This window comes from uncultured Pseudoxanthomonas sp., assembly GCF_947498795.1.
Classification (GTDB): Bacteria; Pseudomonadota; Gammaproteobacteria; order Xanthomonadales; family Xanthomonadaceae; genus Pseudoxanthomonas_A.
Genome location: NZ_CANMLQ010000007.1, coordinates 150,825 through 163,120 on the forward strand (window position 1 = coordinate 150,825; position 12,296 = coordinate 163,120).

The window sequence follows — 12,296 nt, forward strand, 5'->3', positions numbered from 1 at the left end:
GCCAAGGCGGCGTGCGCCCGCGCGATCACGCGATGGGTGGGCGTAAGGGGTGCGTAGAGCGCTGGGCCAGCGCCAGGACCGCAGCGATGGGCGTATAGGCCTGACCGGGGATGAGCGGCCCAGGTGCCGGGAAGTCCGGCAGAATCACCGCGTGTGCGCATACGTCCGAATGATGGAACAGGCTGTGTGCGCCTTTGGCGTCTTCACCGGGCACATCGCCGCTGGCGTCGTGCGCGTGCTGAGTGGCGCTGAGATGAGTGGTTTGGTGCTCAAGGCCATGCAACTGCCCGAGCTGGGTCAAGACCGGATGGGCCTGCACTGCCACCGCGACCAGCCACAACACGCCCAAGGCGAGCCAGGTTTTGGCGTTGGCGGTCAGGATGCGCACTCGGTGGCCCCGGCTTGCACGAATGACCCGACGATACCGAACACCCTCGCGTCCGCCAAGCGCTGTTACACCGTAACGCCTTAACAAGAAGCGCTGTTTTCTGAATTACGTGATTGTCTAACGCGCAATGGGCTGACTACCATACCCCCACTATGAAACGCGCCCTGCGCCAACTCAGCCGTCTCCTGCGCCTCCCGGCGCTGGCACTGCTGTTGTTCGCGGTGGTGGCCAATCCGGTGCTGGCGGCCGTGGGCGATATCCACGAGTCGGCCCAGGCCGTGGCCGATCATGCCGATCCGGAGCACTGCGATGTCAGCGATGACGCCACCAGCGCGGTGGTTGATCAGGATGCCGGCGATCAGGACGAGGGTTCGGCCGGCGATCTGCTGCACGCGCTGGTCCATGGCGCCCATGCGTGCGGCCACCCGGTGGCTATTCCCTCGCCCGCCCTTGTGGTCGATCCGCTCGCTCCTCAGGCGATCGCGCCTGTGCACGAGATCCAGCCGCTGGATTCCCTGCAGCCGCTGTCCCTAACCCGTCCCCCGATTACGGCCTAACGCTGCACGCCGGCTTGCCGGTGCATCGTTCTTTCGCCTAATCGGAGATACCTCATGTGGTTGCGACTGGCAGCGTGCGCTGCCTTTTTGGTCGTGCCCGTTGCGTACGCGCAGACGGGGACGGCGCCCTCTTCTACCCTTTCGTTGGACGACGCCATTGCGCGCGTTGCCACGACACACCCTGACCTGCGCATCTTCGACGGACGTCGTCAGGTCCTGGATGCCAATCTGGCATCGGCGGCCCTCAAGCCCCCGATGACCCTCGGCGCAACCATCGAAAACACGCTCGGCACCGGCAACTATCGCGGTTTCAGCGAGGCCGAGCTCACGGTCACCCTGGCTGGGGTGATCGAGCGCGGCGGCAAGCTCAACGCCCGGCAAGCCCTGGCGCTGGCCAACATTGATACGTTGGCGCCGCAGCGTGAGATGGCAAGGCTGGACCTGCTGGCCGAGACGGCGCAGCGTTATCTGGCGGTCACCGCGGCGACCAAGCGCAAGAGCATCGCCGAGTTGGACATTGTTCAACGTAGGCGCGCTGTCGATGCAGCACGTACCCGCCTGACCGCAGGTGCGTCACCTGAGTCCGTCGTGCTCACCGCACAGGCGGCCTTGGCCACGGCCGAGCTGGATCGGGATCGTGCCATTGCCGATGAAGCGGCCACGCGCCAGAACCTGGCGGCCCTGTGGAATGAGCGTACGCCCAGCTTCACCGTGGCGGCGGGCAATCCCTTGGTGCTGCCGGAACTGCAGAGCTTCGATGCACTGAGTGAGTATCTGCAGAACACACCCGAGCTTGCTGAGTTGGCGGGCGTGGAGCGTGTACGTGAAGCCCAACTACGTCTGGCTCGTACGCAAGCTACGCCTGATCTGCAGTGGCAGGCCGGTGGACGCTACAACCGTGCTACGAGCGATGTGGGGTTCATGGCCGGCATCAGCATTCCGCTGGGGTCGGCACGCCGCGCCGCACCGGGCATCCGTGCTGCTGAAGCCGAACTGGCGATGACGCCGATCGAACGCGAGTCCCTGCGCATCGATCTGTACTCCGCGCTCACCAACGCCTACGGCAATTACTCCACGGCACGGTTGGAAGTCGGCCGCCTGCGTACCGACGTGATTCCACGCTTGGAGAAGGCTGAGAAGGCCGCCGAGTACGCGTGGAAAGCCGGTGCGATCAGCTATCTGGAGTGGTCGCAGCTGCAGGCGCAACGCGTGGAAGCCAGCGTGCGCCAACTGCAAGTGGCCGTCGACGCACAAGCTGCCCTGATCGAGATCCAGCGCCTGACCGGGCAGCCGATCGTCGCCAGCGGCACCACCACCCCATAAGGATTTCCAAATGAAGAACGTTGCAAAGATTGCAGCTCCGACGTTGCTGCTGGGCGCTGTCCTGATGCTGGCCGCTTGCGGTGGTTCCAAGGACGCCGCGGAAGAGAAAACGGCGCCTGCCAAAGAGGCCAGCGCAGAGGGTGATGATCACGGCGCCGAAGGCGAAGCCGGGCACGAGGAAGGGGAAGCTGGCCACGGTGAGGAAGCCGGCGGTCATGCAGAAGAAGGTGCCGAGAAGACCACGATCCCGCAGGAAGAAGCTGACAAGAGTGGCGTGAAAGTGGCCAAGGTCAGTGAGGGTGCCATCAAGAACGAGTTGGAAGTCCAAGGCGTGCTGACGCCGATGGAAGGCGGCGTGGCCCAGGTCACTGCGCGCTATCCCGGTGTGGTGCGTGCCCTGCGCGCCAATGTGGGCGATACCGTGCGTCAAGGCCAAGCGCTGGCCGTGGTTCACAGCAATCTCAGCCTCACCACCTACACCATCACCGCACCGATCAGCGGCGTCGTCCTCAGTCGACAAGGAAGTGTCGGTGGCGTAGCCGCCGAAGGCCAGCCGCTGTTTGAGATCGGCGATCTGTCCAAGGTGTGGGTCGACCTGCATGTGTTCGGGGCCGATGCGCAGTACCTGCGTCCGGGCGTGGCCGTCACGGTCAGTCGCCTGTACGACAACGTCAGCGCTACGACGACCATCGAACGCGTGCTGCCCAGCACGTCAACGGCGAGCCAGAGCCTGGTCGCCCGTGCCGCACTGCCCAACGAGGATGGCTTCTGGCGTCCAGGCACCGCGGTCAAGGCGCAAATCACGATGTCCACCAGCGATGCGGGCGTCGTGATTCCGCAGTCGGCCATCCAGAGCATGGACGGCAAGGACGTGGTGTTTGTGCGTGACGGCGATACCTACACGGCGCGGCCGGTGAAGCTGGGTGATCGTGACTCCACGCAAGTGGCCGTGCTGGAAGGCGTGAAGGCCGGCGAGGACATCGTGGTGACCCAGAGCTACCTGGTCAAGGCGGACATCGAAAAGTCCGGCGCGACACACGCGCACTAAAGGAGACCGTCATGCTCGAAAAAATCATAAAAGTCGCGATTAATCATCGCTGGCTGGTCATGACGTTGACGGTGGCCTTGATCGCCATCGGCATCTGGAGTGCCCGTCAGATCCCTATCGATGTCACCCCCGACATCACCAACGTCCAGGTTCAGATCAACACCGAAGCGGCCGGTTACTCGCCACTGGAGGCCGAGCAACGCGTCACGTTCCCCATCGAGACGGCCATGGCCGGTCTGCCGAAGATGGAGTACTTCCGCTCGATCTCCCGCTACGGGCTGTCCCAGGTCACCGTCGTGTTCAAGGACGGGACGGACATTTACTTTGCGCGTCAGCAGGTCTCCGAGCGCGTGGCGCAAGTGAAGGCGCAAATGCCCGAAGGTATCGAACCCACCCTGGGTCCGATTGCCACCGGTATGGGCGAGATCTTCTCCTACACCATCGATGCCGATCCCAAAGCCCGCAAACCCGATGGCACGCCCTACACCGCCACCGATCTGCGTACGCTGCAAGACTGGGTGATTCGTCCGCAACTACGCAACGTTCCGGGTGTGACCGAAGTCAACACCATGGGCGGCTTCAAGCGTGAGGTTCACGTCACGCCTGATCCTGCCAAGCTGCGCTCGCTGGACCTGACCTTTGAAGATGTAGTGACGGCCCTGCAGGCCAACAACCAGAACGTGGGCGCCGGCTACATCGAACGTAACGGCCAGCAGTTCCTGGTGCGTGTGCCGGCACAGGTCTCGGACATTCCTGCCATTCAGAAGATCGTCGTCACCCGTCGTGACGGTGTGCCCATTCGGGTTCGTGATCTGGCCAATGTGGCCGACGGTGAAGAACTGCGTACTGGTGCGGCAACCCAGAACGGCCACGAGGTCGTGCTCGGCTCGGTGGTCATGCTCGTGGGCTCCAACAGCCGTGACGTCTCCCAAGCCGCGGCCGCCAAGCTTCAGGAAGCGGCCAAGAGTCTGCCCAAGGGCGTTACTGCCACGCCGGTGTACGACCGTACCTCGCTGGTGGATCGCACGATTACCACGGTCGCCAAGAACCTGATCGAAGGCGCGTTGCTGGTCATCGTCATCCTGTTCCTGCTGCTAGGCAACTTCCGAGCTGCTCTGATCACGGCTGCGGTGATTCCACTGTCGATGCTGTTCACCTTGACCGGTATGGAGCGCGGTGGCGTGTCGGCCAACCTGATGAGCCTGGGCGCACTGGACTTCGGTCTGATCGTCGACGGCGCGGTCATCATCATCGAGAACTGCCTGCGTCGCTTTGGCGAACGTCAGCATGAACTCGGGCGTGAGATGACGCTGGAAGAGCGTTTTGAAGTGGCCTCCAGCGCATCGGCCGAAGTGATCCGACCGAGCTTGTTCGGTCTGGGCATCATCACCGCCGTCTACCTGCCGATCTTTGCCCTGACCGGTGTGGAAGGAAAGATGTTCCACCCGATGGCCATCACCGTGGTGCTGGCGCTGACGGGCGCGATGATCCTGTCCCTGACCTTCGTGCCCGCTGCCGTGGCGATGTTGCTCGGTGGCAAGGTCGAAGAGAAAGAGAACTGGCTGATGCGCTGGTTCCGTGGGCGCTACGAACCTTTGCTGGATCTGAGCCTGCGTAGCGGCAAGCTGGTGGCCATCGGTGCGATCGCCCTGCTGGTTGGCAGTGGGCTGCTCGCCTCTCGCATGGGTAGCGAGTTTGTTCCCAGCTTGGATGAGGGCGACTTCGCGCTTCAGGCCATGCGTATTCCCGGCACCAGCATGACCCAGTCCTTGGGCATGCAACGCATCGTGGAAGAACGTTTGCTGCAGTTCCCAGAAGTGGAGCGAGTGTGGTCGAAGATTGGTACGGCTGAGGTCGCCTCCGACCCGATGCCGCCGTCGGTGGCTGACACCTTCGTGATGGTCAAGCCGCGTGATCAGTGGCCCAACCCGCGCAAGCTCAAGGCGGACCTGGTGGCGGAAGTTGAGGCGGAGATGAAGAAGATCCCCGGCAACAACTACGAGTTCACCCAGCCGATCCAAATGCGTACCAACGAGCTGATTTCGGGCGTGCGCGCGGACGTGGCGATCAACCTGTACGGCGATGACCTGGATACGTTGCTGGAAGTGGGCCAGAAGATCGAGGCCGCCGCCCGCAAGGTACCCGGTGCAGCTGACGTTCGCCTGGAACAGGCTGCTGGCCTGCCCATGCTCTCGGTGCTGCCCGATCGGGATGCCTTGGCACGCTATGGCCTGAATCCGGCTGACGTGCAGCGCAACGTGGCCACGGCCATCGGTGGTGAGGTGGCGGGCCAGCTGTTTGAAGGCGATCGACGCTTCGACATTGTCGTGCGTCTGCCGGAACAGCAGCGCCTGGATCCCACCGCGCTCTCGGCATTGCCCATCTCGCTGACGGCGGCCATCGCGGCCAACCAGGCTGATGAGTCGGTGGGTACGCAGGCCAACGCCGCGCAGGCGCAGGTCGTCCCGCTGAGTTCAGTGGCGCGCGTAGAGATCTCCGAGGGCGCCAACCAGATCAACCGCGAAAACGGCAAGCGACGCATCATCGTGACCGCCAACGTTCGCGATCGAGACCTGGGTAGCTTCGTCTCGGAACTGCAGTCGACTATCGACAAGCAGGTCACGGTACCGACCGGGTACTGGATCGAGTACGGCGGCAGCTTCGAGCAGTTGATCTCGGCCAGTAAGCGTCTGTCCATCGTCGTGCCGGTGACCCTGGTGCTGATCTTCGCCTTGCTGTTCATGGCCTTTGGTTCGGCCAAGGACGCGCTCATCGTCTTCAGCGGGGTCCCGCTGGCCTTGACCGGTGGCGTACTGGCGCTGGCACTGCGCGGAATTCCGCTGTCGATCTCGGCAGGCGTGGGCTTTATCGCCCTGTCCGGTGTGGCGGTGCTCAACGGCCTAGTGATGATCAGCTTCATCCGAAGCTTGCGCGAGAGCGGACAACCCATGGCCGAAGCCATTCGGGAAGGTGCGCTCACACGTCTGCGCCCCGTCCTGATGACGGCATTGGTCGCATCGTTGGGCTTCGTCCCGATGGCGCTCAATGTCGGTGCGGGTTCGGAAGTGCAGCGTCCGCTGGCCACCGTGGTCATTGGCGGAATCATCTCCTCCACGTTGCTGACGCTGGTGGTACTGCCGGTGTTCTACCGGTGGGTGCACACCCGCTTCAATCGCACCCCGGCGCACATGAAATCGTGACAGGGCACGGCGGCGGTGTACGCACCGCCGCCATACCCCGTTCCTAGCCGCTCTTTTGCATCTGTTCTTAGGAGAACACGCATGAGCACAGGGCATGATCATGGAACGTCCGAGATCCGGTACGAGAAGCCCCTATGGTGGGCGCTCGGCCTGACTTCCACGTTCCTCATCGCCGAGATCATCGGCGGTCTGGTAACAAATAGCTTGGCGCTGCTATCCGATGCGGCGCACATGATGACCGATGTCATCGCCCTCACCGTGTCGCTGATCGCGGTGCGTATGAGTCGACGTCCGGCTGATGCTCGCCGCACCTATGGCTATGCCCGTATGGAAGCCATCGGCGCGATCATCAACGGCGGTCTGTTGTTCGTGGTTGCCGGTTACATCCTGTGGGAGGCGGTCGGGCGCTTTCGTGAGCCGCCTGAAGTTGCGTCCACGGGCATGTTGGTCATCGCCACCCTGGGTCTGATCGTCAACCTGATCTCTATGCGTCTGCTACGGGCCGGCAGTGGCACCAGCCTGAATGTGAAGGGTGCCTACCTGGAGGTCTGGAGCGACATGCTCGGATCGGTGGGTGTGATCATTGGTGCGATTGTCATCAAGGTCACGGGCTGGACGCTGGTCGATCCGATCATTGCGGTGTTGATCGGCCTGTGGGTGCTACCCCGTACCTGGACCCTGCTCAAGCAGGCCGGCCATATCCTGATGCAGGGTGTGCCGGAAGGCATGGACGTAGCGGCCATCCGTAAGCGGCTTATCGAGATGCCGGCCGTGCAGGAGGTCCATGATCTGCACGTGTGGTCGCTGGGGACTGGGCAGGTCGTGCTGACGGCTCACATCGTTCTGGCGGCGGGAGTGCCCGATCCGGACACGATCCAAGTCGAACTCTCCCGGGTGATCGAGCAGCAGTTCGATATCCATGATGTGACTTTGCAGGTGGAACGCACTTCGTGCAGAAGCGAGGTGGGCCATGCCTGACCGGAATCGAGCGAGTTTCCGCAAGGTGTTCGCCCGATTCCAAGACACATCGCTCCGAGGTTCAACAAGCGCACACCGTCCGCGTTGGCGGGTGGCGCTGAGCCTGGAGCTGGTCATCCTGATGGTTGCCGTCTTCTTTGCGTTCACCGCAAACGGCGCCTTCTGGGCCAGTGTCAAAGAATCAGGCGTCCTGAGCGGCGCGAGAGAACTGCGTTTCTACATCGGGGTGACCGCCGCCCTGGTCGGCTTGCATGCGTTGCTGTTCGGCTTGGTGCTCAACCGTTGGATTGCCCGACCTGTTCTGGCGGTCCTGCTGGTGGCCACCGCTTCGGCGGCCTACTTCGCTAGCACGTATGCGGTCTATCTGGATCCGAGCATGGTCCGGAACGTGATCAGAACCGATACGCAGGAGGCGCGCGAGTTACTGACGTGGGACATGCTGGGAACCGTCCTGTTGATGGGCGTGCTGCCTGCTGCCGCGTTGTGGCTGGTGCACTTTCCTCGGGTGTCGATCAAGCGAGCGTTGTTGCGGCGGACGTTGTTCCTGGGCGCGATGTTTCTGATTGCATGCGTCGGGGTGATGGCGACGTTCCAGGATCTGTCATCGCTGATGCGCAATGACAAAGCGCTGCGCTACCTGATCGCGCCGGGCAACTACCTGGCGTCCATCACGCGCGTGCTCAGCCAAGAGGCCGGGAGCCCAAAGCTGCCGCGCCAGGTCGTGGCGGCCGATGCCCGGCAGCAGGCGCACGCGCCCTCGACCAAGTCCCACCTGTTGGTGGTCGTGGTTGGCGAGACCGTGCGCGCCCAGAACTGGGGCTTAAACGGCTACGAACGGCAGACCACGCCTCAGCTGTCGAAGTTGAACGTCATCAACTTCAGCGACGTCACTGCGTGCGGGTCCAACACGGAAGTCTCCGTGCCCTGCATGTTCTCCCTTGCTGGCCGGCGCAACTACGACCGCGAGAACATCGTGGGTTCCGAGTCGCTGCTACACGTGCTGGAGCGGGCCGGCGTCAAGACGTTGTGGCGGGACAACCAGACCGGCTGCAAGGGCGTCTGCGATGGTTTGTCCTTCGAGTCCTACCGCAAGCCGCCGGAGAGCTCGCTGTGCGATGACCAGGCCTGCCGTGATGCGGTGATGCTGCAAGGTTTGCACGATGTGATCGATGACAACCCCGGCGACACGGTGGTGGTTCTGCATCAACTGGGCAATCACGGGCCGGCGTACTTCAAACGCTATCCGGAAGCACTCCGTCAGTTTCGGCCTGACTGTCGTTCCTCGGATCTGGGCAGCTGCACGCGGCAAGAGATCGTCAACGCCTACGACAACGCCATCCTGGAAACGGATGACTTCCTGTCCAAGACGATCCAGATGCTCTCGCAAGACACCACGCACGACACGGCGATGATCTATGTCTCCGATCACGGCGAGTCGCTGGGCGAAGGCAACGTCTATCTGCACGGCTTGCCCTACTCCATTGCGCCGGACACCCAGATCAAGGTGCCGATGGTGGCCTGGCTTTCACCGGGCATGGCCAGCGGTAAAGGCGTCAACACCGCGTGCGTGCGTAGTCGGGCAAGCCAGCCGATCAGTCACGACAACCTGTTCCATTCCGTGCTCGGTCTGATGCAGGTCAGCACTACGGCTTACGACCCGAAGCTCGATGTGTTTTCGGGATGCCAGACCACGGCAGGAGCCTCGCCATGAGGCTCCCGTATTGCCCCTCACCTCTCGCCCGGCACCTGTTGCCAGGCCTTCGGCCGCTTCGAACCACGCGCTTGAAGCAGTCACTCACTTCTTCTCAAGGAGTCTCCCATGGCTGACGGTTATGGCCACCTGCCGCGTGGCCCCAAGCGTTTGATGATGGCGGCACGTTGGTCTGCTCAAGGACTGCGTGCGGCTTGGCTGCATGAGTCTTCTTTTCGTCTCGAGGTAGTGCTCGCCCTGGTGCTTGCGCCTTTGGGCCTGCTGCTGGGCGAGACCGGTGTAGAGCGTGCACTGCTGGCCACCACGGTCTTGCTGGTGCTACCGGTCGAACTACTTAACTCAGCGATCGAAGCAGTCATCGAGCGCTACGGCCCCGAGCACCACGAACTGGCCGGCCGCGCCAAAGACATGGGCTCGGCTGCGGTTTTCATGACGTTGGCGGTTACCGCCCTGACATGGCTGGCCATCTTGGCCAGCTGATGTCACCGGGCTGGAGGTTGATATGGCGTACATACTTTTTGGAGCACTGCTCTTTGCTGTGGGCTGGGGCCTGAAATCGGCGATGTCGGTTCCACACCCTGATGGCCTGACCGTCATCCTCAGCAGCACCGTCGTGCTGGTGGGCTCGCTGTTCTGGGTAGTAGTGACGCTGCACGCGCTGGATCTGCTGGTGGCGTTCAGACGCGACGATCGCCGGTACCTGTCTGAGTTCGCTGCGGCGATGCGGCCACGACTGCGTGAGTTGCTGGTGGCAACGCCGGTGATGTTGCTCGGCTTGCTCATCGCCTATCGATCCGTGGGCACCGCCGGCACCGTGGTCGCCGCTTTGGAGGCGCCGTTCTACGCGCTCGCCATCGCGTCGGCGCTGATGGCCAGACCCCTGCAGGCCACGCCCGTGCGTCGGCGACGCACGGGCATCGTGCTGAGCGTGATTTACGGCGCCCTGTTCGCGATCACGGCTGTCTTGCAATCAGTCGTGGCCACCCGTACGGGCATGCAGGGCGCCGCGCCGTGGCTGGGGGTGACGTCGGCCCTGGCCGCGATCGCGGCCTTTGTGTCGGCGGCCAAGTTCAGATCCTCGATCGAGCAGGCACGCGCTCTGTCATCGCCGGTGATCGAGAGCCTCGGCAATCCCTTTCCCAGTCATCAGAACGGGCCGTCCTCTCCCGACAGCCCATCGTCGCGTTTGCGCAAAGGTCCGTCCCCGCCGCATGGCGGGCGAAAGCGTCGACGCCGCTTCTAGATCGCGCGATCCCGCACTGAAGTTCTTGAGTCCTTTTCATCTGTTTGCACGAGCGATACGCCGATGCGTCATTCCCTTAGCGACCTTTCTCCCGGCCAAACCTGGCTCTTGATCCTGCTGGTCATCACGGCGCTGTTGGCGGGCCTGGGGCTACGCGAGCCGATGCCCGCGGATGAGCCCCGCTTTGTGCTGGCGGCCAAGACCATGGTGGAAACCGGCCAATGGCTGTTCCCCTACCGAGGTATTGAGCTCTACGCCGAGAAGCCGCCCACCTTCATGTGGCTGCAGGCGGCCAGTTATGTCTTGGTGCGCAGCTGGGATGTGGCGTTCCTGCTGCCCTCCCTGCTGGCGGCGCTGCTGACGTTGTGGCTGACGGGCGACATTGCCCGGCGCCTGTGGGGCAAGCGCACGACCGACTACACCGTGTTGGGCCTGTTCGTCTGCCTGCAGTTCGTGCTGCAAGCCAAGCGCGCGCAGATCGACATGGTGCTGGTGGGCATGACCACGCTCTCGCTATGGGCGCTGGTGCGCTACCTGCTTGAAAAGCCCAGCCCCTGGCTGCTGATGGTGGGCACCTTCGCCGCTGGCTTGGGCACGGTCACCAAGGGCGTGGGCTTTCTGCCGTTGTTGGTGTTCGTGCCTTGGCTGTGGGTGCGGTGGAAGTCGCCCCACCTCCTGCCCTCGCACCGAGGGGTGCATGTGCTGGCCGGCATTGCGGGTTTTGTGCTGGGCGCGGGTGTGTGGCTGGTACCGATGCTGGCCACGGTGGCGGCCTCATCGGATCCGGCCCTGCACACCTACGCGCGGGAAATGCTGTTCAAGCAGACCGGCACCCGCTACGCCAATGCCTGGCACCACGTAAAACCCGCTTGGTACTACCTACAGACCATGCTCACGCTGTGGCTGCCAGGCGTGCTGCTCGCGCCGTGGTTGCTGCCGGCGTGGTGGCGGCGTGTGCGTCGCGTGGACCCGCGTTACGCGCTACTGCTCGGTTGGGCGCTGCTGGTGCTGGTCTTCTTCAGTGCCAGCCCGGGCAAGCGCGAGGTCTACATCTTCCCGATGCTGCCCGCCCTGGCCATCGCGGCCGCTCCCTTGTTGGCGGGTTTGCTGCGTCGTCGCGGCGTTCGCGCCGTGCTGTGGTCCTACTTGTCGGTAGTGGTCACCGTTACCGCTGCCCTGGGGCTGTGGTTGCTGACCGCCTCACCCGAGCGCGTGCATGGCCTGCTCGACGGCCGCGGCATGGACATGGGCACGGTCAAGCAGGTCAGTGGATGGCTGCTGGGCTTCACCGTCGTGAGCCTGGTTGTGATGCTCGCCGCACGCCGGTGCGTGGTGCTTGCGCTGGTGGCCGTCACCGCCTCGCTGTGGATCACCTATGGCGTGGGGCTCATGCCGGCGCTCAGTCCGGACAGTTCTGCCAAAGCACTGATGCAGCGCGTGGAAACGACCATCGATCTGGATGCCGAGCTGGCCATGCTCGGCTGGCGCGAACAGCACCTGCTCCAGGCCGAGCGATCGGTTACCGAGTTCGGCTTCAAGAAGCCCTGGGTGGAGCAGTGGCAGCAGGCGCACGCCTGGCTCCTGCAGGACCCCACACGACGCTGGCTGTTCCTGCGCAAGGAAGCCATCGGGCCTTGCCTGGATCCAACGCAGGTCATCGACATCGGCGCCTCCAATCGACGCGCCTGGATTCTGGCACCGGGTACGGCCTGGATCCCGGACTGCGAGGTTCCGGCCACGTGGTCAGCCGATGTCAGTGAAGACTGAGTCCGGTGAGTTCAACCCGTCAATGCAACATGATCAACAGTTGCACTGATAGGAGCGAACGATATGGCAAGGATGGGACGG

General features: G+C 63.4%; 10 protein-coding genes. 9 read left to right on the plus strand and 1 reads right to left on the minus strand.

The window, feature by feature from the left end:
* Positions 1 to 25 precede the first annotated feature (25 nt).
* Positions 26 to 388: a hypothetical protein gene (locus Q0907_RS15800; RefSeq protein ID WP_056881653.1), complete on the minus strand. Its 363-nt coding sequence runs from the start codon at positions 386 to 388 to the stop codon at positions 26 to 28.
* Between the two features lie 152 nt (positions 389 to 540).
* Here Q0907_RS15800 and Q0907_RS15805 point away from each other — a divergent pair, with 152 nt between their 5' ends.
* From Q0907_RS15805 to Q0907_RS15845, 9 genes are all read left to right on the plus strand, one after another.
* On the plus strand, positions 541 to 945 hold the full coding sequence (locus Q0907_RS15805; protein WP_056881654.1) for a hypothetical protein: 405 nt from the start codon (positions 541 to 543) through the stop codon (positions 943 to 945).
* A gap of 54 nt (positions 946 to 999) precedes the next feature.
* Positions 1,000 to 2,268, plus strand: a complete 1,269-nt coding sequence (locus tag Q0907_RS15810; protein WP_056881655.1) for a TolC family protein — start codon at positions 1,000 to 1,002, stop codon at positions 2,266 to 2,268.
* A 10-nt stretch (positions 2,269 to 2,278) separates the two neighbouring features.
* Entirely contained in the window at positions 2,279 to 3,316 is a 1,038-nt protein-coding gene (locus Q0907_RS15815; RefSeq protein WP_056881656.1) for an efflux RND transporter periplasmic adaptor subunit, read from the plus strand.
* An 11-nt stretch (positions 3,317 to 3,327) separates the two neighbouring features.
* Positions 3,328 to 6,516: a CusA/CzcA family heavy metal efflux RND transporter gene (locus Q0907_RS15820; protein ID WP_056881657.1), complete on the plus strand. Its 3,189-nt coding sequence runs from the start codon at positions 3,328 to 3,330 to the stop codon at positions 6,514 to 6,516.
* Between the two features lie 81 nt (positions 6,517 to 6,597).
* Positions 6,598 to 7,494, plus strand: coding sequence for a cation diffusion facilitator family transporter (locus Q0907_RS15825; RefSeq protein WP_056881658.1), 897 nt, complete (start codon positions 6,598 to 6,600; stop codon positions 7,492 to 7,494).
* A 91-nt stretch (positions 7,495 to 7,585) separates the two neighbouring features.
* Complete coding sequence (locus Q0907_RS15830; RefSeq protein WP_255357667.1) at positions 7,586 to 9,205, plus strand: phosphoethanolamine--lipid A transferase; 1,620 nt, start codon at positions 7,586 to 7,588, stop codon at positions 9,203 to 9,205.
* A gap of 108 nt (positions 9,206 to 9,313) precedes the next feature.
* Positions 9,314 to 9,685, plus strand: a complete 372-nt coding sequence (locus Q0907_RS15835) for a diacylglycerol kinase (RefSeq protein WP_056881660.1) — start codon at positions 9,314 to 9,316, stop codon at positions 9,683 to 9,685.
* Positions 9,686 to 9,707: 22 nt separating this feature from the next.
* The gene (locus Q0907_RS15840; protein WP_155944762.1) at positions 9,708 to 10,448 is read left to right on the plus strand and encodes a hypothetical protein; all 741 of its coding nucleotides are present in this window, start codon (positions 9,708 to 9,710) and stop codon (positions 10,446 to 10,448) included.
* 63 nt (positions 10,449 to 10,511) lie between these two features.
* Entirely contained in the window at positions 10,512 to 12,215 is a 1,704-nt protein-coding gene (locus tag Q0907_RS15845) for a glycosyltransferase family 39 protein (RefSeq protein WP_081420486.1), read from the plus strand.
* The last annotated feature ends 81 nt before the right edge of the window (positions 12,216 to 12,296 follow it).

Coding starts and splice junctions, on each gene's coding strand:
- Q0907_RS15805 (WP_056881654.1), top strand. CDS start 541: ATGAAACGCGCCCTGCGCCAACTCAGCCGTCTCCTGCGCCTCCCGGCG.
- Q0907_RS15840 (WP_155944762.1), top strand. CDS start 9,708: ATGGCGTACATACTTTTTGGAGCACTGCTCTTTGCTGTGGGCTGGGGC.
- Q0907_RS15810 (WP_056881655.1), top strand. CDS start 1,000: ATGTGGTTGCGACTGGCAGCGTGCGCTGCCTTTTTGGTCGTGCCCGTT.
- Q0907_RS15845 (WP_081420486.1), top strand. CDS start 10,512: ATGCGTCATTCCCTTAGCGACCTTTCTCCCGGCCAAACCTGGCTCTTG.
- Q0907_RS15820 (WP_056881657.1), top strand. CDS start 3,328: ATGCTCGAAAAAATCATAAAAGTCGCGATTAATCATCGCTGGCTGGTC.
- Q0907_RS15815 (WP_056881656.1), top strand. CDS start 2,279: ATGAAGAACGTTGCAAAGATTGCAGCTCCGACGTTGCTGCTGGGCGCT.
- Q0907_RS15835 (WP_056881660.1), top strand. CDS start 9,314: ATGGCTGACGGTTATGGCCACCTGCCGCGTGGCCCCAAGCGTTTGATG.
- Q0907_RS15825 (WP_056881658.1), top strand. CDS start 6,598: ATGAGCACAGGGCATGATCATGGAACGTCCGAGATCCGGTACGAGAAG.